Here is a 24717-nt window from a genome sequence, read left to right as displayed (position 1 = left end):
CTTACCGCCCCGGTCGCCGGGTCATGGCCGAGGCCGGGGCCAGTTGCAGGCCCCGCGCCTCAAGGCCCGCCGTCCAGCGGGCGGCGGCCTCAACGGTGACCGGGTAGCTGAAGCCGGTTCCGAGCGCCGCGCCGCGCGTCTTGGCGGCGGCTTCCAGGGCGGTCAGCTGGCCCATGATCGCGGCCGGGCTCTGCTGCTCGTCGATGATGCGATCGGCGCTGGCGCGGGCGAAGGCGCCCGGCTTCCTGCGCATCGAGCCGTCGTCGAGGAAGGCCAGGCCGCGCTGGCGCAGCACGGCCAGCATGGCGCCCATGCCCTCGTCCGAGGTCGCGAAACGATCGCCCAGATAGTTGGTCACGCCGAAGTAGCCGGTAGCGCGACCCAGCAGCCAGTCCAGCTTGGCCTCGACGTCGTCGGCGCCGCCGCTCGACAGCAGGGTGTAGGGGCCGGGATCATTGTCGGGATAGCCGGTCGGCTCCATCGGCAGTTCGATCATCACCTCGTGGCCCTGGGCGCGGGCCATGTCGATCCAGGCCTGCAGGCCCTCGGCGTAGGGCACGAAGCTGAGCGTGACCTCGGCGGGCAGGCGTTCGATGGCGGCGCGGGTGGTCACGGCGTTCAGGCCCAGACCGCCGACGACCAGCGACACCATGGGCTTGCCGTTCGAACGGAACGGGCGCGCGTAGGCCTGGGCCGGGACGCGGCCGTCGGGCGCGATGCGCGGCAAGGGGCCGTTGGGGCCGGGCGAGAACAGGCCCGCGATCGGCGCCTTGGGCAGGGGGTTCGACGGCGCGCGCACCGGGGCGGCGATGGCCGATCCGCCCGCCACGCTGGCGCCGTCCGGCAGGGTGATCAGGGCCTCGCCCCCGGCGGCGCCATTGGGGTCCAGCAGGGCCGGATCGCCCAGATCCTGATACAGGTCGAGCCCGCTCATGGCGAAGGCGTCTGCGCCGGTCGGGGCGGTTTCCACGGCGGCCGGGCGTTGCAGGGCCACACGGGCCGAGGGCGCGCCGGCGCGCGGGTCGCCCATGACGGCGACGAACAGGACCCCGGCGGCCAGAAGGAAGGCGCCCGCCGCGCCCACGGCGACCGGCGGCTTCTTCAGCGCCCCCAGAACGGCGTCGAGGCCCAGGCGCGACCGCTCCTCCGGCGGCATACCGGCGGCGGCGGCGAGGGCGGACTGGCGCTTGGCGAACATGGACGGACGGCGCTCGAACGACGGTGAGAGGGCGGAGACCGCACGATGCGGTCTCCCTCGACCCTCACTTATCCCCAGCGCCGGTTAAGAAACCCTAACGGGCCGTTCACCACGTCGCCGAAGTCGGTCAGTCCTTCTTCGGCTCATTGCCCGGCGTGACTTCGGGACCGCGCGCCGGACGGTCGGAGGGCGCGTCCGTGTCGGCCTGGGCCGTCTCGACCGGCTTGGAGCCGGGCGCGGTGACCACGACGTCGGCCGGAGCGGCGGCGAGTTTCGTCAGGTCGCCGCCTGCGCGCAGGACGTCCAGCGCCCGCTGCAGCTGATAGTCCTTGGTCTTGTCGAAGCCCTCGCCCGGCGCCTCGTGCGGGGTGTGCGGCCCCTTGCGCTCGGCGCCGATGGAGGAGTCCAGCGCCGTGGCGTAGGCGGCCTCGGAATAGATGAAGCTGGAACGCGAGACGATGCGGGCCTCGGCCTCGGAGCGGGCGACCTCCAGGTCCGGCTCGATGCCGATCTTCTGGATCGAGCGGCCCGAGGGCGTGTAGTAGCGCGCCGTGGTGATCGACAGGGCGCCGTCCGAACCGCCGCGCAGCGGAATGACCGTCTGCACCGAGCCCTTGCCGAAGCTGGTCAGGCCGACGACCGTCGCCCGTTCCTGATCCTTCAGGGCGCCGGCCACGATTTCGGACGCAGAGGCCGAACCGTAGTTGATCAGGACCACCACCGGCAGGCCGCCGGTCAGGTCGCCGGGCTTGGCGGCGTAGCGTTCGATCTGATCCGGCTTGCGGCCGCGCTGGCTGACGATCTCGCCGCGTTCCAGGAAGGTGTCGGAGACGTCGATGGCGGCGGTCAGCAGACCCCCGCCGTTGTTGCGCAGATCCAGGACATAACCCTTGATGCCGGGCTTCTCGCGCTTCAGCCGCTCGATGGTCTCGGTCAGTTCGCGGCCGGTGTTCTCGTTGAAGGTCGAGATGCGCAGATAGCCGAAGTCGCCTTCCAGACGGCCCGTGACGGATTCCACCTTGATGACTTCGCGGGTCAGGACCACCTCGCGCGGCTCCTCGCCGTCGCGCAGGAAGGTGACGGTGACACTGGTTCCTATGGCGCCGCGCAGCTTGTCCGACACCTCTGACACCGTCAGTCCGGCGGCGTTCTGGCCGTCGATGGCGCTGATGACGTCGCCCGCCTGAACCCCCGCGCGGCCGGCCGGGCTGTCGTCCATCGGCGAGATGACCTTCACCAGCCCCCCCTCGGAGGTAATGGTCAGGCCGACGCCGGAATATTCGCCCGTGGTGCGCTCGCGCAGGTCGCCATAGGACTTGGGCGGCAGGTAGTTGGAGTGCGGGTCGAGCGCCGTCATCATTCCCTGCAGTGCGGCCTCGATCAGCTTCTTGTTGTCGACCGGCACCACATAGGCCTGCTCGACGATGCCCAGGACGTCGCCGAACATCTGCAGCATGCGGAAGGTCTCGTTGCGCGGGGTCTGGCTGGCCACAGCCGCCGCCGATCCGCCCAGGGCCAGGGCGGCGCAACCGATGAGAAGCAGTTTACGCATTCGGTGTCTTTCCATCGGACCCGCTCGGGCTCCGGTCGTCCAGGGAGGCGCGAGCGTTCGCACGCCAGCGTCAGATCAGCCGATACAATCAGCCTCGGCGCGGATTTGAAAGGACTTTCGCGCACAGGCGCGGCCTATTGCAGCCCTATTGCAGCCAGGGCGCGGGGTCGATGGGACGCTCGTCGCGGCGCAGCTCGAAATAGGCCTCGCCGTCCTCGCCGGTGCGGCCCAGGGCCTGACCGTCGGCGACCCGCTGGCCGGTGTCGACCGACAGTTGATCCAGGCCGGCGACAACGACGCGCCAGCCTGGTCCGAGGTCCAGAATGACCACCTCGCCCCACTCCTTCAGCGGCCCCGCGTAGGCGACGCGGGCGGGGGCAGGCGCCGCGATGACCTCGTGGCTGGAGCGCCAGCGCCAGCCGCTGGAGCCGCCGCCGAACCGCTGCGACGGCGCGCCCTGCACCGGCGCGGTCAGGCGGCTGCGTCCGGCGGGCAGGCGCGCGGCGGGGGCCTCCGTCACAGCCTCGGCCACGAGGGGCGCCTGTCCGCCCAGTTCGCGGATGCGGGCCTCCAGCGACCGGGTCGCTCGCTCCGCACGAGAGGCCTCGGCGCGCAGCACGGCGCGCAGGGCGATCTTCCTTGCCGACAGGCTCTCGATCTCGGCGCGGCGATCGCCCTGGGCGCTCTCGACGGTGAACAGGCGTTCGCTGGACAGGGCGGCCAGGCGGCGGATGCGGATGACCTCGGCCTGACGCTCGACCAAGGTCTTCGCCCGCGCCTGCAGCTCGGGCGTCATGGCGCGGATCAGGATGGAGGCGCGCACCGTGTCGACCGCCTTGTCCGCCGGGATCAGCAAGGGCGGCGGCGGCTTGCGGCTCATCATCTGCAAGGCCGACAGCAGACGCCCCTGCCCCGCCCGCTCCCGGGAAAGCGCGGCGACCAGGGCGGCCTCGCGGTCGCCCAGCTCCTTGAGGCGGGCGCGCTGGGATTCCAGCTGCACGTCGTCCGCCGCCTCGGCGCGCCGCAGTTCGACCAGTTGCCGGTCCAGATCGACGACCTCGTCGCCGGCGGCGGCGGCTTCGGCGCGCAGGCGCCGCGCGCGCGCGGTCTCGTCGCGATACTCGGTCTGAAGCCGGGTCAGTTCAGGATTGGGCGCGGCCGCGCGCTGGCTGGACGCCGGACCGGCAAGGATCAGCGCCAGCCCCGACGACAGAAGAAGAAGCCCCGCCCCCCGGCGCATCAGTCGCGATGATAGGGGGAGCCGGACAGGATGGTCACGGCGCGGTACAGTTGTTCGGCCAGCATGGCGCGGGCCAGGGCGTGGGGCCAGGTCTGGGGTCCGAAGGCCAGGGTCGAGCGGGCGGCGCGGCGCACGCTCTCGTCCAGCCCGTCCGCCCCGCCGATGGCGAAGACCAGCCGCCGCTCGCCCTGATCGCGCAGGGTCGCCACGTGGTCGGCGAAGGCGCGGGATGAATAGGTCTTGCCGCGTTCGTCGCAGGCGATCAGGTGCGCGCCCTCGGCGGCGGCCAGGATCAGCTCGGCCTCGGGGGCCTTGCCGGACTTGCGGGGTTCGATATCCAGAAGTTCCAGCGGACCGAGCCCCAGCGGCCGACCCGCCAGGGTCGCCCGCCGGGCGTAGTCGTCGGCCAGGGCGGCCTCGGGACCGCGGCCCGGCTTGCCGATGGCCGCGATCGCCAGCTTCATGGGGTCAGCTCAGTCCGAGGATCAGGCGACGCCGGCGCCGCCGCGGTGGGCGCTGTCGATGGCCCAGATCTTCTCGATATTGTAGAAGGTGCGCACTTCGGGGCGGAACAGGTGGACGATCACGTCGCCCGCATCCAGCAGCACCCAGTCGCAGTGCGGCAGGCCCTCGACCTTGACCTTGCCCAGGCCCAGATCCTTGAACAGGCGCAGCAGGTGGTCGGCCAGGGCGCCGACGTGGCGGTGCGACCGGCCCGAAGCCACGATCATGGCGTCGGACATCGGGCTTTTGCCGCGCAGGTCGATCAGGACCATGTCCTGGGCCTTGTCTTCGTCGAGCTTGGCGATGATGGCGCGTTCCAGCTCAGTCAGGCCGACCGGAAGCGGGGCTTGATCGCCGGTACTGGGGCCTTCGGCCTGACCATCTTCGGAATGGACGGAATCCATCGGGTCCATTTCATGGGCCGCGTTGGAAACGGCGGCGTCTTGCGCATCGTGCGCGGGCGAGGGGGTCAGCGGAGGGCTCCAGGGGAGATTACTAAAGGCGGCAACCTAGCACGTCCCGCCAGAAAGGTCACCCGTTGGCGGGAATCATCGCCTCGCCCCGCCGGATCGCCGAGGAAGAGCGGGGATTCAGCGGCGCCGTCAGATAGGTCCAGGCCGGCGCCTCAAGGCTGGCCAGCAGCCCCGCCTGGGCCGCCGGGATGCGAAAACGGGCGTAACGCGCGGCGGCTGGCGCCGTGCGGCTGTCCAACTGGCTGCCCGGTCGGGCGATCACCGCCACCGGCATCTGGTGCATGATGTCGGTCCAGCCGCGCCAGCGATGGAAGCTGGCCAGATTGTCCGACCCCATCAGCCAAACGAACTTCACGCCCGGATAGCGCGCCTTCAGCGCCCGCACCGTGTCGATGGTCCAGCGCGTGCCGATGCGGGTTTCGACGTCCGAGACGATCATGGCCGGGCCGACGGTGGCGGCGACGGCGCGCGCCGAGGCCATTCGGTCCGCCAGCGGCGCGGTCTCGTGGTGCGATTTCAGCGGGTTCTGCGGCGAGACCAGCCAGACCACCCGGTCCAGTCCCAGGCGACGCATCGCCGTCTCGGCCACATGGGCGTGGCCGTCGTGGGCCGGATTGAAGGAGCCGCCGAACAGGCCGACCTTCATGCCGGGCTGCAGCCCCAGACCGTCGCGCAGGGCACCGGGTCGAGGGCCGAGGCCTTTCGGCGCGGGACCGGCGTGGAAGAAGGACAAGGGCGGCTCTTTGGCGGCGACGACGAGAGGGCGGACTTATGCTCATCCGCGCCCTAACACGCCGCGACGGCTCTGTCTCGCGTCAGCGGACGGACGAAAGTCTCAGAACTCTTTCCAGCTCGAGCCCGGATCGCGCTCACCCGGCTGGGCCAGCTGCTGGCCCCAGGTCACGACCATGAAGGCCTTGTGGCTGCGGATCTTGTACTGGCCGATCATGGGAGCCACGGCGCCCAGCGGCAGACCGGTGCGGCCGTCGTAGAGAAAGCCGGAAAACTCGGCCACGCCCATGCGGTCGCGGTTGGAATAGATCGACAGCTCGGGGATGGAGACGACGTTCAGCGTCTCATTGATCGGCACCCGCATGTCGGGGATGCCGAAGACCCGACGCATCTGCTCCAGCGACAGGGCGCCGGCGCGGACCTCGAAGATGGCGTCGGCGCTGTCGCGGTCGCGGCTGATGGCGTAGCCCGCGTCCGACAGGGCAGCGCGGATGGCGCTCAGCGCATAGCGGGCGTTCTCAGCCTGGAAATAGGTCTCGTCGATAAAGACCCGCGCGCCCTGCGGGATCGGCAGGGTCAGTCCCTCGACCGCGCGGTCGGCGGCGCGGTTGACCAGCAGCATGTCGGTGGCCGTCCGCGCCGGATTGGTCTCGGTCACCGAGGCGCAGCCGGCCAGCACAGCCGTGGCCGCGAACAGGACGATCAGACGCGCCGTGGTCAAATCACCAGGCTCCGACGTTGGGCATGGAGGCCCAGGGCTCGGCCGGGGCCAGACGTTCGCCGCCTTGCAGCAGTTCGATCGAGATGCCGTCGGGCGACCGGATGAAGGCCATGTGGCCGTCGCGCGGCGGGCGGTTGATCGTCACCCCCCCGTCCATCAGACGCTGACAGGCGGCGTAGATGTCCTCGACCTCGAAGGCCAGGTGGCCGAAGTTGCGGCCGCCCTGATAGTCCTCAGGATCCCAGTTGAAGGTCAGCTCGACCTCGGGCGACTTCTCGGCCGCGGCGCGCGCCGTGTCCTGGGGCGCGGCCAGATAGATCAGGCTGAAGCGGCCCTTCTCGCTGTCCATCCGGCGCGTCTGCGCCAGGCCGAGCAGGTCGCGATAGAAGTGCAGCGACGCCTCCAGGTCCTTCACGCGGACCATGGTGTGCAGATAGCGCATGGCTCAGTGGGCCTCGGGCGGGCGGGCCGCCGGGTCCAGGTACTCGTTCTCGGGGTGCGAGTGCGCCGACAGGACGAAGCGACGGTCGCAATAGCCGCACTCGACAAAGTCGTCCTCGCCCATCTCCAGATAGACCAGCGGGTGGCCGAGGACGCCGCCGCCGTCGCAGGCGACACGCTTGGACGAGACCACGATCTCTTCGGGGGCGGGGATGACAGCGTCGGTATGGCGGGGAGGCATGGGGTCCGGTCCGGGTCTGGAAGGCTCGCGCCGTTCCTAGAAGGACCGGCCCGCTAGGTCAAACTTCCGAAGGTTGCGCTTTGCGCCCGAACAGCTTGTCCAGCATGGCCTTACGCTTCTTGAACAGGGTCAGGCCCAGGCAGCCGGCGCCGACCCACAGGCCGATTTCGCCGATCAGGGCGGCGATGGCGGCGAACAGGGCCGCATAGGTCATGTCCAGATGACCCAGCTTGCCCGCCAGCAGGGCCAGACCCATGCCGGTGTAGCCGACGGCGCAGACGCCCAGGGCGGCGAAACCGATCAGGCGAGTCTTGGTCAGAGGCTTCTTCATCTGGGCTTGCAGGGCGGTCATGAGCGTCTCTCCATCAAGGCAGGTTGTCTTTATGACAAGGAACCTAGACAACGCGCCGCGCAACGTCAAGCACCATTTACACAAAGACGTGCACGCTTGTCGAAATCGGACGCAACAGCGCCTTGGCGAACCGGCCTGCGCCCCCTACCTATGCCGCACGCTTCCGCCCCTCCGAGTGAACGCCCGCATGACCGAGACCCCTGCCCTGCCCGTCAACGCCATCGAGGTGCGGGGCCTGAAGAAGACCTATGCGGGCAACAAGAAGTCGCCGGCCAAGACCGCCCTGCGCGGCGTCGATCTGACCGTGCCGCGCGGCTCCATGTTCGGGCTTCTGGGTCCCAACGGCGCCGGCAAGTCGACCCTGATCAACATCATCGCCGGCGTCGTGAACAAGTCCGAGGGCAGCGTCCGCATCTGGGACCGCGACATCGACCATGAAGCCCGCGACGCCCGTGCGGCCCTGGGCGTCGTGCCTCAGGAAATCGTCGCCGACGTCTTCTTCACCCCGCGCGAGGCCCTGGAGGTCCAGGCCGGCTTCTATGGCGTTCCCGCCGACGAGCGCCGCTCGGACGAACTGCTGGCCGCGCTCGGCCTGTCGGACAAGGCCAATGCCTATGTCCGCGCCCTGTCGGGCGGCATGAAGCGCCGCCTGATGGTGGCCAAGGCCCTGGTGCACAATCCGCCGGTTCTGATCCTGGACGAGCCGACGGCGGGCGTGGACGTCGAGTTGCGCCGCCAGCTGTGGGACTATGTGCGCAAGATCAACGAGGAAGGCGTCACCGTCATCCTGACCACCCACTACCTGGAAGAAGCCCAGGAGCTGTGCGACACCATCGCCATCATCAACCGGGGCGAGGTCGTGGCCTGCGAGCCGACGCATCAGTTGCTGAAGCGGCTGGACACCCGCAACGTGGTGGTGACGCCGGAAACCCCGCAAGCTGTCCCGCCGCACCTGCACGGCTTCGCCGTCGCCCCGCGCCCGCATGGCGCCTTCGTCGTCACCTATCGCACCGGGGAATCCAGCGTCGAACAGGTGCTGGCGGCGGTGCGCGCGGCGGGCGTGACTATCAAGGACATCGCCACCGAGGACCCGGATCTGGAAGACGTCTTCCTGGCCATGACCTACGGCGACGCCAGCCGGCCCGATCCGACGCAGGACTGACGCACTCAATCCTCCCCTGCGTAGCTGGGGAGGATTAAGGCGAGCGGCAGCGTCAGACCACCATCACCGTGCCCAGCAGCAGCTTGCCGCCGGGCTTGCCGAGCACGCGGTCGGTGGCGGCCTGCAGGGCGCGGCTCAGCCATTCCACGTCCGGCGGGGCGCTGGGCAGCATCCGCTCGCCCGCCAACCGCACCACCTCGTTGTAGGCGGCGCTGAGGCGCGGCTTGGACTGGTCGGCCCGGGTCCGCAGGGCCGGGTCGGCCACGTCCACCCCGACCTCGACCGTCATCACGCCCCGGCGCCCGTCGCGACGCAGGATGGTGGCCGTGGCCGTGGGCAGGGGGATATAGGCGTTGGCGGGCGCGCCCCCGCCCTCGCTCTTGCCCGAGGCGTCGGCCTCGGCGGCGACGAGAGCTGTACCCAGGGCGGCGAGGCCGATCAGTGCGCGACGATCCATACCCTTCCCCTAGCCCTCCTCCGCTTAAGGCCCGGTTACGGCTGGCGGGCCGCCCGGCCGAGGCGTAATCGGAACGGATGAGCCAGATCGATCTTTCCGCCTACCGCCCCAACGTCGGCGTGGTGCTGTTCAACACCGCCGGTCAGGTCTGGCTGGGCCGCCGGGCGAAGACGCCCGAGCCGTGGAACTGGCAGTTCCCGCAAGGCGGCGTCGATGAGGGCGAGAATCTGGAAGCCGCCGCCCTGCGCGAACTTCAGGAAGAGACGGGGGTCCGCTCGGTCGAGCTGCTGGGCCGCACCGGCGGCTGGATCGTCTATGACTTCCCGGAGGGCATGGGCGGGCCGAAGTCGTGGCAGGGCTTCAAGGGCCAGAAGCAGGTCTGGTTCGCCTTCCGCTTCACCGGCGAGGACAGCGAGTTCGATCTGTCCGCCCACGGCGAGCCCGAGTTCGACACCTGGCGCTGGGGCGCCCTGGAGGAAGCCCCTGACCTGATCGTGCCGTTCAAGCGCGAGGTCTATCAGCAGGTGGTGGCCGCCTTCGAGGACCTGCCGAAGAGCTGAGGCCGCCCAGCCGCCTGTTCCGCCGTCATCCTCGGGCTTGACCCGAGGATGACGGCGGCAGGAAGAGCGCTCATCTCGGATCGGGTTCGCCCCAAAGAAAAAGGCCCTCCGCCGAAGCGAGGGGCCCTGATCTTGTCTGCGTCGCAGAAGGCTTAGCCCTCGACGATCTCCGAGGCTTCTTCGGCCAGGATGCTGAGACCCTGAGCGTTGATGTCGGCGAAACCGCCCTTGACCGCGAACTGACGGCGCACAGCGCCCTCATAGACGGTCACGACGCCCTCGCGCAGGGTGGTCATGAAGGGCGCGTGGCCCGGCAGGACGCCGAAGTCGCCCTCGACGCCCGGCGCATCGACCTGATCGACCGAACCGGCGAAGATTTCGCGTTCCGGGGCGACGAGGGAGAAGTTCAGCTTACCGGCCATGACTTAGGCTTCCGAAGCCATCTTGGCGGCCTTCTCGACGACTTCCTCGATGGCGCCGACCATGTAGAAGGCGGCTTCCGGCAGGTGGTCGTATTCGCCGTCGCAGATGGCCTTGAACGAACGGATGGTGTCCTTCAGCTCGACGAACTTACCGGGCGAGTTGGTGAACTGCTCGGCCACGAAGAAGGGCTGCGACAGGAAGCGCTGGATCTTGCGGGCGCGCGACACGACCAGCTTGTCGTCTTCCGACAGCTCGTCCATGCCCAGGATGGCGATGATGTCCTTCAGCGCCTTGTACTGCTGCAGGGTTTCCTGAACGCGGCGGGCGACGGTGTAGTGCTCTTCACCGATGACCAGCGGGTCCATGATGCGCGAGGTCGAGTCCAGCGGGTCCACGGCCGGGAAGATGGCCTGGGCCGCGATGTCGCGGTTCAGAACGGTCGTCGCGTCCAGGTGAGCGAACGAGGCGGCGGGCGCCGGGTCGGTCAGGTCGTCGGCGGGAACGTAGATGGCCTGGACCGAGGTGATCGAGCCCTTCTTGGTCGAGGTGATGCGCTCTTGCAGGTTGCCCATCTCGGTGGCCAGCGTCGGCTGATAACCCACGGCCGAGGGGATGCGGCCCAGCAGAGCCGACACTTCCGAACCGGCCTGGGTGAAGCGGAAGATGTTGTCGACGAACAGCAGCACGTCCTTGCCTTCTTCGTCGCGGAAGTATTCGGCGATCGACAGGCCGGTCAGGGCGACGCGGGCGCGGGCGCCGGGGGGCTCGTTCATCTGGCCGTAAACCAGGGCGCACTTGGAGCCTTCGGTCGAGCCGTTGTTCTTGGCCGGGTCCACGTTCACGTTGGACTCGATCATCTCGTGATACAGGTCGTTGCCTTCGCGGGTGCGCTCACCCACGCCGGCCAGAACCGAGTAACCGCCGTAAGCCTTGGCGATGTTGTTGATCAGTTCCTGCATGGTCACGGTCTTGCCCACGCCGGCGCCGCCGAACAGGCCGGTCTTGCCGCCCTTGGTGTAGGGGCAGATCAGGTCGATGACCTTGATGCCCGTGACCAGGATTTCCGCCGAGGTCGACTGCTCGTCGAAGGTCGGGGCTTCCTTGTGGATCGGGCGGTATTCGGTGGTCTGGATCGGGCCGGCTTCGTCGATCGGCTGACCGACGACGTTCATGATGCGGCCGAGGGTGCCCGGGCCGACCGGCGCCATGATCGACTTGCCGGTGTCGACGACGGGCTGGCCGCGCGTCAGACCTTCGGTCGTGTCCATCGAGATGGCGCGGACCATGTTCTCGCCGAGGTGCTGGGCGACTTCCAGAACCAGGGTGAAGGGCTCGCCCGTCTTCTGGTCGACGTTCTGCGTCTCCAGGGCGCTCAGGATGGCCGGCAGGGCGCCGTCGAACTCAACGTCGACGACGGCGCCGATGACCTGGGCGATACGGCCCGAGCCAGCAACGGCGGCGGCGGCCTTCGGAGCGGCGGCCTTCTTGGGAGCGGCCGGCTTCTTGGCGGCGGGTTTCTTGGTGGCGGTGGCGTCGGTCATGGGGTGCGTCCGGTTCGGAATGTCGTGTCGGTCGGGATCAGAGCGCTTCAGCGCCGGCGATGATCTCGATCAGCTCGGTGGTGATCTGGGCCTGGCGTTTACGGTTGTACTGCAGGGTCAGGCTGTTGATGAGGTCGCCCGCGTTGCGCGTGGCGTTGTCCATCGCGGCCATCTGCGCGCCGAAGAAGCCGGCCTGGTTCTCGTAGAGAGCGGCCAGGATCTGCGTCGTCAGGTTGCGCGGCAGCAGGGTCTCGAGGATTTCCTCTTCCGAGGGTTCATACTCATAGACCGCGCCGTTCAGGTCGATCGGTTCGGCGTCGCCTTCGACGACGGCCGGGATCAGCTGACTGGCGGTCGGCACCTGCGAGATCACCGACTTGAACTGGCTATAGAAGAGAGTGACCACGTCGGCCTGGCCGTCTTCGAAGCTCTCGGCGATCAGTTCGGCGATCGGCTGCGCCGCCGGCAGGCCGAGGACCTTGTGCTCGCTCAGCTCGAAGGACTTGACCACCTTGTCGCCGAACAGGCGGGTCAGGGGATCACGCGACTTCTTGCCGACGGCGATGACGCGAACGTCCTTGCCCTGGGCGATCAGGCTGTTGATCCGGTCGCGGGCGGCGCGGACGACGTTGGACGAGAAGCCCCCCGCCAGACCCTTGTCCGCCGTGGCGACCACGATCAGGTGACGCTGGTCGGCGCCCGTGCCGGCCAGCAGCTTCGGCGCGCCGTCGCCCGAGACGCCGGCGGCCAGGTTGGCGATGACCGAGGCCATCCGCGTCGCATAGGGGCGGGCGTTCTCGGCCTGCTCCTGGGCGCGCTTCAGCTTGGCCGCGGCGACCATCTGCATGGCTTTCGTGATCTTCTGCGTCGCCTTGACGCTTCCGATCCGATTGCGCATTTCCTTAAGGCTGGCCATCCGGCGCTACTCTCGCTCTCTGGTCAGATCTTAGGCGAAGGTCTTGGCGAAGGCGGCCAGGACGTCCTTGAGCTCGGCTTCCAGTTCCGGCGTCAGGGCCTTCTTGGTGCGGATGCCTTCCAGCAGCGAAGCGTGGTTCGAGTGGACGCGGGCCAGCAGCTCGCTTTCGAAGCGGCCGATGTCCGACACCGCCACGTTATCCAGGTAGCCGCGCGTGCCGGCGTAGATCGACACGACCTGCTCTTCGACGGCCAGCGGCGAGTACTGCGGCTGCTTCAGCAGCTCGGTCAGGCGGGCGCCGCGCGCCAGCAGCTTCTGGGTCGAGACGTCCAGGTCCGAGCCGAACTTCGCGAAGGCGGCCATTTCACGATACTGGGCCAGCTCGCCCTTAATCGAACCGGCGACCTGCTTCATGGCCTTGATCTGGGCCGAGGAGCCCACGCGCGACACCGAGATGCCGACGTTCACGGCCGGACGGATGCCCTGATAGAAGAGGTCCGATTCCAGGAAGATCTGGCCGTCGGTGATCGAGATCACGTTGGTCGGGATGTAGGCCGAGACGTCGTTGGCCTGGGTTTCGATGATCGGCAGGGCCGTCATGGAGCCCGAACCATTGTCTTCGTTCAGCTTGGCCGAACGCTCCAGCAGGCGGCTGTGCAGGTAGAAGACGTCGCCCGGGTAGGCTTCACGGCCGGGCGGACGGCGCAGCAGCAGCGACATCTGGCGATAGGCCACAGCCTGCTTCGACAGGTCGTCATAGACGATCAGGGCGTGCATGCCGTTGTCGCGGAAGAACTCGCCCATGGCGGTGCCGGCGAACGGAGCCAGGAACTGCAGCGGGGCCGGTTCCGAAGCCGTGGCGGCGACGACGATGGTGTATTCCAGAGCGCCCGACTCCTCGAGCGTCTTCACAATCTGGGCCACCGTCGAGCGCTTCTGGCCGATGGCGACGTAGATGCAGTAAAGCTTCGCCGACTCGTCTTCCGACTTGTTGACGTTCTTCTGGTTCAGGATGGTGTCGATGGCGATAGCGGTCTTGCCGACCTGACGGTCGCCGATGATCAGCTCGCGCTGGCCGCGGCCGACGGGGATCAGGGTGTCGATCGCCTTCTGGCCGGTCTGCATCGGCTCGTGAACCGATTTACGCGGGATGATGCCCGGCGCCTTGACGTCGACGCGGCGGCGCTCGGTGAACTGGATCGGACCCTTGCCGTCGATCGGCTCGCCCAGCGGGTTGACGACGCGGCCCAGCAGGCCCTTGCCGACCGGCACGTCCACGATCTCGCCCAGGCGGCGGACTTCATCGCCTTCAGCGATGGCGGCGTCCGCGCCGAAGATCACGGCGCCGACGTTGTCGCGCTCGAGGTTCAGGGCCATGCCCTTCACGCCGGCCTTGGGGAACTCGACCATTTCACCGGCCTGGACATTGTCCAGACCGTGGATGCGGGCGATGCCGTCGCCGACCGACAGCACTTGGCCGACGTCGGAAACGTCGGCTTCAACGCCGAAGTTGGCGATCTGCGACTTGAGGATGGCCGAGATTTCGGCGGCGCGGATGTCCATGGTGGGCTCTCTGGCTTTCGTCTTCGGTGCGGGCCCGCTGGCCCGGCTTGAACTTGGAATTCGGGGCTTAGGCGCGTTTCAGCGCGAACTTCATCTGGTCGAGCTTGGTCTTCAGCGAGGCGTCGAACAGCTTCGAGCCCACCTTGACCTTCAGTCCGCCCAGGATCGACGGATCGACGCGGGCGGTCAGTTCGGGATCGCGGCCCAGCGACGCGCGCAGGGCCGACTGAATGCTCTTGGTCTGGGCCGCCGACAGCGGCAGGGCCGAAACGACCTCGGCCGCGACGACGCCGGTCGCCTTGGCGTACAGGGCCTGGAAGCCGGCGATCACGCCGGGCAGGTCGCGGGCGCGGCCGTTCTGGGCCAGCAGGCCGAGGAACTTCTTGGTCGTGGCGTTGAACTTCGCCTTGTCGGCGATGGCCGACAGGCCCTTGACCTGGTCGTCGGCCGAAATGACCGGCGACTGAGCCAGGCGGCGCAGGTCCGCGCTGTCCAGCCAGGCGGCCTTCAGCGAGGCGAGATCGCCGCGCACGGCGTCGAGCGCCCCCGTCTCTTGCGAGAGGTCGAACAGCGCCTGAGCATACCGTTCGCCGGCTTCCGTCGTTCTGAAATCGTCCGCCACGTAATTAAGGTCCGCGATTTGAAGCGTTTGGGTCGAGTCCGGCTGCGATCGCTCGCGCCAGGCAAGGGCTTGATTTGCTTGTAGAAAGCACGCTTGGGACACATCTTTCGATGCGTCCTTCGCTAAAGCCGCGCGGCTGATAGCACGCAAGGTCCCCGGTCGCAACCGACGGGAACGGAACGATAAGGTCGCACCTGCGCTCATTTGCCGGTCTCCAGACCCTCGCGACGGCGTCGGGTGCGACGACAACGCCGCGTCCGGAAGCTTGATGCAACCTCACGGTCCCGTTACCGCTTATGGCTATCATCACATTCTGGAACCCCGATGCTTGAAAGCATAACCCCCCTGCTGAGCGATCCGGCCGCCTGGGCGGCCCTCGTGACCCTCGTGGTCATGGAAGTCGTCCTCGGCATCGACAACCTGATCTTCATCTCGATTCTGTCGAACAAGCTGCCGCCCGAGCATCGTCAGCGCACCCGCCGCATCGGCATCGGTCTGGCGCTGATCATGCGCCTGGGCCTGCTGGCCACGATCGGCTGGATCGTCGGCCTGACCGCCCCCGTCTTCGACCTGGGCTTCCACGGCGAAACCTTCGACACCGCCTTCAGCTGGCGCGACCTGATCCTGATCGCCGGCGGTCTCTTCCTCGTGTGGAAAGCCACCAAGGAGATCCACCACGCTGTCGACACCACCCCGTCGAACGACATGCTGGAGAAGGACAAGAAGGACGTCGTCATCAACAACGTCGGCTCGGCCATCATCCAGATCATCATGCTGGACCTGGTCTTCTCGATCGACTCCATCCTGACCGCCGTCGGCATGACCGATCACGTGCCGATCATGATGGTCGCGGTCGTCGTGGCCGTCGTCGTCATGCTGCTGGCCTCGGACCCGCTGGCCAACTTCATCGACAAGAACCCGACCGTGGTCATGCTGGCCCTGGGCTTCCTGCTGATGATCGGCGCGGTCCTGATCGCCGACGGCTTCGGCGTCCACGTGCCCAAGGGCTACATCTACGCCGCCATGGCCTTCTCGGCCCTGGTCGAGGGGCTGAACATGTGGTCGCGCAACGCCCAGATCAGAAAGAACCAGGCCGAGGAAGCCGCCCAGCGCGCGCTGAACAAGGCCGAAACCGCCGAGCCCGGCGTCTGATCGTGCGTCTCTGGCCGGTTCTGGCGATGCTCCTGCTGGCGCTTCCTGCGTCGGTGGCGGCGCAGTCGTCGGGGCCGGCCCCCTCTGCTCCCTCCGCCGCCGTCCCGATCTATGACTATGGGGTGGTGCGGACCTTCCCCCACGACCCGACCGCCTTCACGCAAGGCCTGGTCCTTCGCGACGGCGTCCTGCTGGAAAGCACCGGCCGCGCCCCCTCCAGCGTCCGCCGCGTGCGGCTGGAGGACGGCGTCGTGCTGCAGAAGCACGAGCTCGCCCCCGAGTATTTCGGCGAAGGCCTGACCGAGATCGACGGTCGCCTCGTCAGCCTGACCTGGAACAACGGCGTCGGCTTCGTCTGGAACGCCGCCGACCTCAGCCCCGTCTCGCGCTTCGCCTATGCCGGCGAGGGCTGGGGCCTGACCCACGACGGATCGCGGCTGATCCTGTCAGACGGCTCGCCCAATCTGCGTTTCCTCGACCCCGACACCTTCGCCGAGACCGGCCGCATCACCGTCACCCTGAACGGTCGCCCCGTGCGCCAGTTGAACGAGCTGGAATGGATTGACGGCGAGGTCTGGGCCAATGTCTGGCAGACCGACTTTATCGTCCGCATCGACCCGGCCTCGGGCCATGTGGTCGGGATCATCGACCTGCGCGGCCTGCTGCCCGCTGGCGTGGTGAAGGACCCGCGCGACGAAGTCCTGAACGGCATCGCCTGGGACGCGGCGAGCCGCCGCCTGTTCGTCACCGGCAAGAACTGGCCCAGCCTGTTCGAGATCAGGCTGACCGGACCGCGCTAAACCGCCCCCCCCCTACCTCTCCGTCATCCTCGGGCTTGACCCGAGGATCGAGCGAAACGGTGCACTCAACTGTTTCCCTTGTCGCGCAGGCGGACAATCCGATCCTCGGGTCAAGCCCAAGGATGACGGCGGATATGGAGCGGCTCTTCGCTCAAGCAGCGAGCGACCGCGTCGCGAGCGTTAGCGCCCTACAAGAAGCTATATGGATCCACATCCACCGTCAGCCGCACCGAGGCCGGGACCTTCACCCGCGCCAGCCAGGCGCGCAGGAAGGCCTGCAGGTTCACATCCCGGTCGGCCCGGACCAGCAGCCGTTTCCGCCGTCGTCCGCGCACCAGGGCCAGAGGCGCATCGGCGGGGCCATAGACCTCCAGCCGCTCGGTGTTGGGGATGGCCTCGGCCAGATCGCGGGCGACCTTCTCGACCGCCATGGCGTTCTCGCTGGACAGGATGATCGCCGCCAGACGCCCGTGCGGCGGCAGCGACGCCGCCTCGCGCTCGCCCATCTCGGCCTCGACGAAGGCGTCCCGGTCGCCCGCCGCCAGGGCCATCAGCACCGGGTGTTCCGGCGTCCAGGTCTGCAACAGGGCGCGCCCCGGCTTGTCCGCCCGCCCCGCTCGCCCCGTGGCCTGGGCCAACAGTTGATAGGTCCGTTCCGCGGCCCGCAGGTCGCCGCCGCGCAGGCCGAGGTCCGCGTCCACCACGCCGACCAGCGTCAGGCGCGGGAAGTTGTGGCCTTTCGCTGCGGCCTGCGTGGCCACCAGAATGTCGATCTCGCCCTCGGCCATCGACTGGATCAGGGCGCGCGCCGACTGACCGTCCGGCAAGGTGTCGGAGCTGAAGATGGCGGTGCGCGCCTCGGGGAAGAGCCGACGCACCTCCTCCTCGACCCGCTCGACGCCCGGCCCGACCGGCACCAGCGAATCCTCGGCCCCGCACGACGGACAGAGCTTGGGCTTAATCATCGAGAAGCCCGTCAGGTGACAGACCAGCCGCCCGGTGTAGCGATGCTCGACCAGCCATGAATCCGTATCCGGCGCCGTCAGCCGGTGGCCGCAGGCGCGGCACAGGACGACGGGGGCGTAACCGCGCCGGTTGAGGAAGAGCAGGCTCTGTTCGCCCCTGGCGAAGGTCTCGCCGATGGCGTCGCGCAGCGGCTGGGACAGCCAGGTCTGCGGGTCGGGCGGACAGGTCCGTAGATCGACCAGTTCGATGTCCGGCAGGACCGCCGCCCCGTGCCGCGCCGCCAGCTTCAGCCAGCCATAGCGGCCCTGACGCGCGTTCCACAACGTCTCCAGCGACGGGGTGGCCGAGGCCAGGACCACGGTCGCCCCCTCGATGCGGCTGCGGGCCACAGCCAGATCGCGGCCATGATAAACCAGACCCTCTTCCTGCTTGAACGAGCCGTCGTGCTCCTCGTCCACAACCACCAGCCTCAGATTGGCGTAGGGCAGGAAGAGGGCCGAGCGCGCCCCGACCACGATGTTGCAGCGCCCGGCGACCACCGCCTCCCAGACCTGGCGGCGCCTGGGCGGGGCGACGCCCGAATGCCATTCGGCGGGGGTGACGCCGAAGCGGGCGGCGATGCGTTCGATCACCGCCTGGGTCAGGGCGATTTCGGGCAGCAGGATCAGAATTTGCGCGGTCGGATCATGCCGCAGCGCCCGCGCCGCCGCCTCCAGATAGGCCTCGGTCTTCCCCGAGCCTGTCACCCCGTCCAGCAGGAAGGGCGCGAAGCCGCCCTTAGCCACGGCGTCCGCGACGGCCGTCGCCGAGGCCGCCTGATCCGGGTTCAGGCTGGCGGGGGCATGGTCGGGATCAGGGGCGTCGAAGGCGGCGACCGCTTCGATCTCGATCACCGTCAGCACGCCCTCGTCGACCAGCCCCTTCACCACGCCCGCCGAGACATCAGCCGCGCGCGCCAGATCGGCCGCCGTCATCGATCTCTGGCCCAGAGCCTCCAGCACCGCCGTCCGCGTCGCCGTGGGACGGGCGGGGCTGCGCCCCTCGACGCGCCTGACCCGTCGCTCGGGCCGTGGGCGCGGCGCGCGCAGGCCCTTCAGGGCTGTGGCCGCCATCTCGCCCGGCGGGCTCAGGGTCCAGCGCGCCGCCCATTCGACGAAGTCCAGCGTCCGTTCCGGCAGGCGCGGATCGGCCAGCACCTGCTCGACCGCCTTCAGCTTGCGGTTGGAGCCGGTCGTCTCGAACACCTCGGCCACCACGCCCCGGATCAGACGCGGCCCCAGCGGCACCGTCACCTGATCGCCGCGCACCGCCGTCAGGCCTTCCGGGACCTCGTAATCGAAGGCCTCGGGCACCGGCAGGGGAATGAGGACGGAGGCGACTTTCACCGCGCGTCCCAAAGGGCTAGCATCCCAGGCATGAAACTCTTTCTCGACACCGCCGACGTCGCCGTCATCAAGGACATGCTGCCCACCGGGATGGTGGACGGCGTCACCACCAATCCGTCGCTGATCGCCAAGTCGGGTCGGAACATCGCCGAGGTCATCGCTGAGATTTGCGCCCTCGTCGAGGGGCCGATTTCCGCCGAGGCCGTGGCGACCGATTTCGAGACCATGGTGAAGGAGGGCGACAAGCTGGCCGCCATCGCCCCCAACGTGGTCGTCAAACTGCCCCTGACCTGGGACGGGCTGCGCGCCACGCGGGCCTTCGCCGACAAGGGGATCAAGACCAACGTCACCCTCTGCTTCTCGGCCGCCCAGGCCATGCTGGCCGCCAAGGCGGGCGCCACCTTCATCTCGCCCTTCGTCGGCCGTCTGGAAGACGTCGGCGCCGACGGCGTGGGCCTGCTGGAGGAAATACGCGCCCTCTACGACATCCATGATTTCGACACCGAGATCCTGGCCGCGTCCCTGCGCAACCCTGACCACGTCACCGCTGCGGCTATCGCCGGCGCTGACGCGGCCACCCTGCCGGCGGACACTTTCAAGGCCTTGGTAAAGCACCCGTTAACCGACAAGGGGCTTGATGCCTTCCTGGCGGACTGGGGCAAGACCGGTCAGTCCATTCTGTAGATCCCGACCCGCAAAAGAGGTCCGCTTGAGCACTTCCCTGGACCTCTCTTCCGACGCCGCCGAGGGCCTTCACTGGCCCGAGGTGCGGGCCTGGCTGAACGCCCATCCCGATCGTCTGCTGGACGACCGCACCCTGCTGGAAGAACTGGGCCTGCGCGCCACGGGCCGCAACGTGGTCGATTTCGGCCGCGCGGCCCTGACCCGACTGGAGGCCGTGGTCCAGCGCGAGGCTGGCGCGAGGAAGCAGATCGAAGAGATCGCCCGCGCCAACTTCGCCGCCCAGACCCAGACGCACGTCTCGGCCCTGGACCTGATGGAGGCGACCAGCCACGCCGAACTGTCGCGTCAGTTGGACGCCACGGCCCAGGCCCGCTTCGGTCTGGCGGGCGGCGCCATCGCCATGGAAAAACCCGGTGTCGTGCCCTTCGGCTGGAAGGCGCTGGAGCCGGGCCGCGTCGACGCCCTGCTGGGCGACGACGGTCTGGAATGGCTCGGCCCCAACTTCACCGGCCTCGACCTGTTCGGCCCCGCCGAGGGCGAGGTGAAGTCGGTGGCTCTGGTCCGCATGAGCCTGCATCTGCCCGGTTCCAACGGCGCACGCCCGGCCCTGTGCGCCTTCGGCTCGTTTGAGGACGACGGCTTCACCCCGGCCATGGGCTGCGAACTGGTGGCCTTCATCACCCGCGTGGTGGAACGCATGGCCGAGCGATGGCCGACGCAGGCCTGACAGCGTCAGAGGCCCTCCTCGCCTGGCTCGAGCATCTGGCGCACGAGCGTCGCCTGTCGCCCCGCACGCTGGAGGCCTATGGCCACATAGGCCGGCTCTATGTCGCCTTCCTCGAACGCCATCGCGGCGGGTCGCAGACACCGACTGATCTCGGCGCCGTCACCGCCGCCGAGGTCCGCGCCCATCTGGCCGAGCGCCGCAGCGGCGACCGCCCCCTGAACGCCCGCTCGCTGAGCCAGACGCTCGCCGCCATCCGGGGCTTCCACGCCTTCCTCGACCGACGCTGCGGCACGCCCGCGCCGCAATTGGCCCTGGTGCGTGGCCCGCGCGTCAAGCCCTCCCTGCCCCGCCCCGTCACCGAGGATCAGGCCAAGGGCCTGCTGCACGAACCCGAGGCCGACCCCGACATGGAGCCGTGGGAGGCCGCGCGCGACCGCGCGGTCCTGACCCTGCTCTACGGCTGCGGGCTGCGGATCTCCGAGGCCCTGTCGCTGAAACGGTCCGACGCCCCCCTGCCCGACGCCCTGCGCATCACCGGCAAGGGCGGCAAGATGCGGCTGCCCCCGGTCCTGCCCCAGGTGCGCGAAGCGGTGGACGCCTATCTGGCCGCACAGCCCTTCGTCCTGGAGGCCGACCAGCCCCTGTTTCGCGCCAAGCGCGGCGGGCCCTTAAGCCCCCGACACGTCCAGGCCACGGTCCAGCGGCTGCGCGGGCGCCTTGGCCTGCCCGAATCGGCCACGCCCCACGCCCTGCGCCACAGCTTCGCCACCCACCTATTGGGGGCCGGGGCCGACCTGCGCTCGATCCAGGAGTTGCTGGGCCACGCCAGCCTGTCCACCACCCAGAAATACACCCAGGTCGACGCCGCCCGCCTGCTGGCCGCCTACGCCGAGGCCCATCCCAAGGGCTGACGCAGCAAGGCTATCCAACGACGACGAACAGCGCCTATTGTCCGAACGGGGATCGATTACGGTGTGGAGACAGGCCTGTGCGCCGACCAGATCCCGTTCCGTCCCGTCGCACCGCCCTCGCCCTGTCAGCGGGCGGCGCCGCGGCGCTGTGGCTGCCAGTCAAAGCCGACGCTCAAACCCGGCCGCCGCCTGCTTCACTCCCGCCTGAACCGCCTCCGCCTGAGGCCCAGGAAGCCGCACGCCTGCTGGAAAACCTGCTGACACGGCTGGGAGCCAGGGTCGACGTCGGCAGTTTGCGCGACCCCGTGTTCGTCATCGACACCGGCGCAGAGCGGACGGCGATTTCGGATCGCCTGGCGGACGAGTTGGACCTGGCGCCCGGGCCGCCTGTACTGGTCCACGGCATCACGGCGGCGGAGGTGGTGCGGACCGTACGTCTGCCCAGGCTGGATTTTTCGGGCCGGCGCTTCACCAACCTGACGCCTCCGGTCTTCCCCTTCGCGGTGCTGGGCGCCGACGGGCTGCTGGGTCTTGACGTCCTGTCACGCTTTCGCCTGACGCTGGAGGTGCGCCGACGTCGCGCCATGATGACGCCGTCGGGTCCCGACGTGGACGAACGCGGGTTCTTCTTCAACGGCGTGGCCAGCCGAATGCCCTCCAACATCACCCCAGCGCGCAGCGGGCGCTTCGGCCAGCTGTTCCTGACCAATGTCCAGGTCGAGGGTGTCCCGACCGTGGCGTTCGTGGACAGCGGGGCTCAGTACTCGATCGGCAACCTGGCCCTGATGCGGGCCATCGACGCCCGGATCGGCCCCGCCGCGCGGCAATCCATCCGCGTCTATGGCGTCATTGGCCAGTCGCTGATGGTCGATAGCGGCGCGGTGTCGAACCTGCGGTTGGCGCGCCGCGAGCTGGGCGCCACGCCCCTGCTGTTCGGCGACCTCCACGCCTTTCGCGTGCTGGGCCTGGCCGACCAGCCTGCGCTTCTGCTGGGGGCCGACATTCTGACCCGGTTCAGTCGCATCACCCTCGACTACGGCCAGTCGCGCATCAGCCTGGGCGAACTGATCAAACCTCCGCCGCTCAGATCGCCCTGACGGCGCCGCCGTCGATGCGGATCAGGGACCCGGTGACATAGCCCGCCAGAGGACTGGCCAGGAAGGCGGCCACGGCGCCGAACTCCTCGGTCGCGCCAATGCGGCCCGCCGGGATCGACTTCACCGATTCAGCGCGCGCCTCGGCGGGTTCGACCCCGGTGGCGGCGGCGCGGGCGGCGTCCAGACGCTCGATGCGCGGGGTGTCGATCCGGCCCGGCAGCAGGGTATTGACCGTCACCCCGTTGATCGCGACCTCGCCCGCCAGGGTCTTGGCCCAGGCCGCGACCGAGGCGCGCAGGGTGTTGGACACGCCCAGCGTCCCGATGGGCTCTATCACGGAGGTGGAGGCGACGTTCAGGATCCGCCCCCAACCCATGGCCCGCATGCCCGGCAGCACCCGGTCCGTCAGGCGGAAGACCGAAAGCACCATGGCCTCGAACTGCTCGCGCCACAGCACCGGTTCGAGACCCGCCACGCCCGACGGCGGCGGGCCCCCGGTGTTGTTCAGCAGAATCTGGATCGGTCCGCCCAGGGCGGCCTCGGCCTCCTCCACCGCCCTCAGCAAGCCCTCATGGTCGGCCAGATCGGCGGGGGCGATCACCGCCTTGCCCGGCCCCATGGCGTTCAGCTCATCGGCCACGGCCTGAAGCTTGACCGCATCGCGCGACAGCAGGGCCACATGCGCCCCCTCGGCCACAAGGGCCGTCGCCACGGCCCGTCCCAGGCCGCTGGAGCCGCCGCACACGAGAGCGCGCTTGCCGGTGAGTTGCAGGTCCATGCCGATGATCCGATGCCGTTGACGGGGTCGCCCCCGGACATGGGCGCGACCGCCGCCGATTACGAGCGGGCAGGAGACGATTTTACGGTCAGGCGGTCCAGAGCCGGCGCCGGTTTACGCTTTGGCAGCCTTGGTCCCGGCGACAGCCTTTGCTCAGCCGCCATGAACCGACATGGCGAAGCCGGCCCAGATCATGAGCGCCAATCCAGCCATCAACGCCGCCGCGCCAATGCCGATCACGACCTTGAGGGTCATGGCTTTCATTCGGAGGCTCCTTCCAAGGAGCGCGTATTGATCTATGAACGGCGTAGGGCCGCTATGCGACCCAAGGCCGCGCCCCTCGAACGCCCCGCTGAGACCCCGGCGCATGGACCTTGACCCCGACTATCTGGAAAAAGGGCCCTATGGTCAGGAAGACGGCCCGCAGGGCAGGCGCGGCGGCGATGCTGTTGTAGAGCCGGGCCAGCCGGGCCTTGAGCGGACGAAAGCGCGCCACCTCCTCGTCAGGCACAGGCGGGATGAGGATGCGGGCGGCGAAGCGGGTGCATCGCCTGAGCTTTCGGCCCAGTTCGGCGCTGCTCATCAGACAGGTCGAGACATAGGCCTTGCCGCTGCGCCAGGCGACATAGCGGGCCTGGTGACGGCGCGGCAGCAGACCCACCCCCCAGACCATGACGTGGGGCTCCGGCGACAGGCTGAAACGGTTGGGGGTGCTGAGCGCCAGTCGTCCGCCGGGGCGCACGACGCGGTCGATCTCGCTCAGAAAGGCATCGGGCCTGTCGACGTGCTCGATCACGTCGAGGGAGACCACACCCGACAGGGCGCCGTCTGAAAAAGGCAGAGCCTCAGCCAGCCCGGCGGCCAGAATCGGCGTCCCGCCATGGGCCTGGATCAACCGCTTGGCCACCACCAGCCAGGTCATCGACACGTCCACGCCCACGCCGGCCCCCGGCCCCTTCAGGCCGGCGGCGGCGGCCAGCAACATGCCGGGCCCGCAGCCCAGATCGAGCCACGCATCTTGAGACACCGCTTCGCCCAGCCAACTCTCGACATCCTTCTGAAGCCGTCGCGGCGCGTCCAGAACCTGCCGCGTCCTCATTCGCACCAGATCCTCGCTCCAGGCGGACCGCCGCGCGTAGACCGCGCGAACCAGATCCTCCACGTCCAGGTCCAGCGCCGCGATCTCACGCGCCGTCCTGAGATCCTCCTCGATGTCGATCCAGCTGGGGCCGGGAACCCTCAGATCGGGGATCCCGTCGACCTGACCATAGCGATGGCCGCAGGCGACGCAGTCCAGTCGCTCGGCGACACGAGCCAGTCCGCCACGACACCGCGGACAGCGCCACAGGCTCGCCAGAGCCGGCGGCGCATCAACAGCCGCACGACGCCGCCCCGGCTGCGTCGATGTCCACGCCTCATCGGCTGGGGCGACGGTCGCCGACCGGCCCATGAGCCTGCTCCTATGCGCGCCGCCGTCAGGGCGGGATGAAACCGGATGATGGGAACGCAAGGCCTTGAG

At 68.8% G+C, this 24717-nt stretch carries 27 protein-coding genes; 8 read left to right on the top strand and 19 right to left on the bottom strand.

Annotated features, from left to right (window positions below; genetic code table 11):
* Position 1: 1 nt before the first annotated feature.
* The 10 genes from ACI2KI_RS10320 to ACI2KI_RS10275 form a co-directional block, all read right to left on the bottom strand.
* Positions 2-1198 (bottom strand): divergent polysaccharide deacetylase family protein, encoded by a 1197-nt coding sequence (locus tag ACI2KI_RS10320; protein WP_404619792.1) that lies wholly within the window; start codon positions 1196-1198, stop codon positions 2-4.
* Positions 1199-1325: 127 nt separating this feature from the next.
* Positions 1326-2750 carry a S41 family peptidase gene (locus ACI2KI_RS10315; protein ID WP_404619790.1) on the bottom strand — a complete coding sequence of 475 codons (1425 nt, stop codon included), beginning with the start codon at positions 2748-2750 and terminating at the stop codon, positions 1326-1328.
* A gap of 145 nt (positions 2751-2895) precedes the next feature.
* On the bottom strand, positions 2896-3990 hold the full coding sequence (locus ACI2KI_RS10310) for a murein hydrolase activator EnvC family protein (RefSeq protein ID WP_404619788.1): 1095 nt from the start codon (positions 3988-3990) through the stop codon (positions 2896-2898).
* Complete coding sequence (gene rlmH, locus ACI2KI_RS10305; RefSeq protein ID WP_404619786.1) at positions 3990-4454, bottom strand: 23S rRNA (pseudouridine(1915)-N(3))-methyltransferase RlmH; 465 nt, start codon at positions 4452-4454, stop codon at positions 3990-3992. Before rlmH ends, ACI2KI_RS10310 begins: the two co-directional genes overlap by 1 nt.
* Before the next feature lie 21 nt (positions 4455-4475).
* A complete protein-coding gene (gene rsfS / locus ACI2KI_RS10300) occupies positions 4476-4907 on the bottom strand; it encodes a ribosome silencing factor (protein ID WP_292085429.1) in 432 nt (143 codons plus the stop codon).
* 118 nt (positions 4908-5025) lie between these two features.
* Positions 5026-5700 (bottom strand): nicotinate-nucleotide adenylyltransferase, encoded by a 675-nt coding sequence (locus ACI2KI_RS10295; RefSeq protein WP_313101199.1) that lies wholly within the window; start codon positions 5698-5700, stop codon positions 5026-5028.
* 102 nt (positions 5701-5802) lie between these two features.
* A complete protein-coding gene (locus ACI2KI_RS10290) occupies positions 5803-6420 on the bottom strand; it encodes a DUF6655 family protein (RefSeq protein ID WP_312062990.1) in 618 nt (205 codons plus the stop codon).
* Position 6421: 1 nt separating this feature from the next.
* Positions 6422-6862, bottom strand: coding sequence for a VOC family protein (locus ACI2KI_RS10285; RefSeq protein WP_404619784.1), 441 nt, complete (start codon positions 6860-6862; stop codon positions 6422-6424).
* A 3-nt stretch (positions 6863-6865) separates the two neighbouring features.
* A complete protein-coding gene (locus ACI2KI_RS10280; protein WP_292035349.1) occupies positions 6866-7102 on the bottom strand; it encodes a zinc-finger domain-containing protein in 237 nt (78 codons plus the stop codon).
* A gap of 58 nt (positions 7103-7160) precedes the next feature.
* Positions 7161-7454: a hypothetical protein gene (locus ACI2KI_RS10275; RefSeq protein ID WP_404619782.1), complete on the bottom strand. Its 294-nt coding sequence runs from the start codon at positions 7452-7454 to the stop codon at positions 7161-7163.
* 187 nt (positions 7455-7641) lie between these two features.
* On the opposite strand from ACI2KI_RS10275, the gene ACI2KI_RS10270 reads away from it, so the two are divergent.
* Entirely contained in the window at positions 7642-8616 is a 975-nt protein-coding gene (locus tag ACI2KI_RS10270; RefSeq protein ID WP_404619780.1) for an ABC transporter ATP-binding protein, read from the top strand.
* Positions 8617-8668: 52 nt separating this feature from the next.
* Here ACI2KI_RS10270 and ACI2KI_RS10265 read toward each other — a convergent pair whose 3' ends face one another.
* Positions 8669-9073 carry a Tat pathway signal protein gene (locus ACI2KI_RS10265; RefSeq protein ID WP_404619778.1) on the bottom strand — a complete coding sequence of 135 codons (405 nt, stop codon included), beginning with the start codon at positions 9071-9073 and terminating at the stop codon, positions 8669-8671.
* A gap of 77 nt (positions 9074-9150) precedes the next feature.
* Here ACI2KI_RS10265 and ACI2KI_RS10260 point away from each other — a divergent pair, with 77 nt between their 5' ends.
* A complete protein-coding gene (locus ACI2KI_RS10260; RefSeq protein ID WP_404619776.1) occupies positions 9151-9633 on the top strand; it encodes an RNA pyrophosphohydrolase in 483 nt (160 codons plus the stop codon).
* 152 nt (positions 9634-9785) lie between these two features.
* Here the strand turns inward: ACI2KI_RS10260 and ACI2KI_RS10255 are convergent, their stop codons facing one another.
* From ACI2KI_RS10255 to ACI2KI_RS10235, 5 genes are all read right to left on the bottom strand, one after another.
* Positions 9786-10055: an ATP synthase F1 subunit epsilon gene (locus ACI2KI_RS10255; protein ID WP_404619774.1), complete on the bottom strand. Its 270-nt coding sequence runs from the start codon at positions 10053-10055 to the stop codon at positions 9786-9788.
* Positions 10056-10058: 3 nt separating this feature from the next.
* A complete protein-coding gene (gene atpD / locus ACI2KI_RS10250) occupies positions 10059-11597 on the bottom strand; it encodes a F0F1 ATP synthase subunit beta (RefSeq protein ID WP_404619772.1) in 1539 nt (512 codons plus the stop codon).
* 37 nt (positions 11598-11634) lie between these two features.
* The gene (locus ACI2KI_RS10245; RefSeq protein WP_292085412.1) at positions 11635-12513 is read right to left on the bottom strand and encodes a F0F1 ATP synthase subunit gamma; all 879 of its coding nucleotides are present in this window, start codon (positions 12511-12513) and stop codon (positions 11635-11637) included.
* 30 nt (positions 12514-12543) lie between these two features.
* Positions 12544-14076 (bottom strand): F0F1 ATP synthase subunit alpha, encoded by a 1533-nt coding sequence (gene atpA, locus ACI2KI_RS10240; protein WP_105563148.1) that lies wholly within the window; start codon positions 14074-14076, stop codon positions 12544-12546.
* Positions 14077-14143: 67 nt separating this feature from the next.
* Complete coding sequence (locus ACI2KI_RS10235) at positions 14144-14698, bottom strand: F0F1 ATP synthase subunit delta (protein WP_404619770.1); 555 nt, start codon at positions 14696-14698, stop codon at positions 14144-14146.
* 324 nt (positions 14699-15022) lie between these two features.
* Between ACI2KI_RS10235 and ACI2KI_RS10230 the strand changes: the two genes are divergently transcribed.
* Both ACI2KI_RS10230 and ACI2KI_RS10225 read left to right on the top strand, forming a co-directional pair.
* Positions 15023-15850, top strand: coding sequence for a TerC family protein (locus tag ACI2KI_RS10230; protein WP_312062972.1), 828 nt, complete (start codon positions 15023-15025; stop codon positions 15848-15850).
* A gap of 26 nt (positions 15851-15876) precedes the next feature.
* Positions 15877-16650, top strand: a complete 774-nt coding sequence (locus tag ACI2KI_RS10225) for a glutaminyl-peptide cyclotransferase (protein WP_404620257.1) — start codon at positions 15877-15879, stop codon at positions 16648-16650.
* 188 nt (positions 16651-16838) lie between these two features.
* Here ACI2KI_RS10225 and ACI2KI_RS10220 read toward each other — a convergent pair whose 3' ends face one another.
* Complete coding sequence (locus ACI2KI_RS10220) at positions 16839-19001, bottom strand: primosomal protein N' (protein ID WP_404619768.1); 2163 nt, start codon at positions 18999-19001, stop codon at positions 16839-16841.
* 30 nt (positions 19002-19031) lie between these two features.
* On the opposite strand from ACI2KI_RS10220, the gene fsa reads away from it, so the two are divergent.
* The 4 genes from fsa to ACI2KI_RS10200 all read left to right on the top strand — a co-directional run bounded on the left by fsa (position 19032) and on the right by ACI2KI_RS10200 (position 22420).
* On the top strand, positions 19032-19685 hold the full coding sequence (gene fsa / locus ACI2KI_RS10215; protein WP_105563152.1) for a fructose-6-phosphate aldolase: 654 nt from the start codon (positions 19032-19034) through the stop codon (positions 19683-19685).
* 25 nt (positions 19686-19710) lie between these two features.
* Positions 19711-20412: a DUF484 family protein gene (locus ACI2KI_RS10210; protein WP_404619765.1), complete on the top strand. Its 702-nt coding sequence runs from the start codon at positions 19711-19713 to the stop codon at positions 20410-20412.
* The gene (locus ACI2KI_RS10205) at positions 20394-21323 is read left to right on the top strand and encodes a tyrosine recombinase XerC (protein WP_404619763.1); all 930 of its coding nucleotides are present in this window, start codon (positions 20394-20396) and stop codon (positions 21321-21323) included. Before ACI2KI_RS10210 ends, ACI2KI_RS10205 begins: the two co-directional genes overlap by 19 nt.
* 77 nt (positions 21324-21400) lie before the next feature.
* Positions 21401-22420: an aspartyl protease family protein gene (locus tag ACI2KI_RS10200; RefSeq protein ID WP_404619761.1), complete on the top strand. Its 1020-nt coding sequence runs from the start codon at positions 21401-21403 to the stop codon at positions 22418-22420.
* Here ACI2KI_RS10200 and ACI2KI_RS10195 read toward each other — a convergent pair.
* Positions 22407-23198, bottom strand: a complete 792-nt coding sequence (locus tag ACI2KI_RS10195) for an SDR family oxidoreductase (protein WP_404619759.1) — start codon at positions 23196-23198, stop codon at positions 22407-22409. The two genes, ACI2KI_RS10200 and ACI2KI_RS10195, sit on opposite strands and share 14 nt — an antisense overlap.
* A gap of 316 nt (positions 23199-23514) precedes the next feature.
* Entirely contained in the window at positions 23515-24648 is a 1134-nt protein-coding gene (locus tag ACI2KI_RS10190; RefSeq protein WP_404619757.1) for a methyltransferase domain-containing protein, read from the bottom strand.
* Positions 24649-24717: the final 69 nt, after the last annotated feature.

The sequence above is a fragment of the Brevundimonas sp. NPDC046655 genome (genome assembly GCF_044901625.1).
In the GTDB taxonomy this organism is placed as follows: domain Bacteria; phylum Pseudomonadota; class Alphaproteobacteria; order Caulobacterales; family Caulobacteraceae; genus Brevundimonas.
This window is presented reverse-complemented; position numbering and strand designations above follow the sequence as displayed.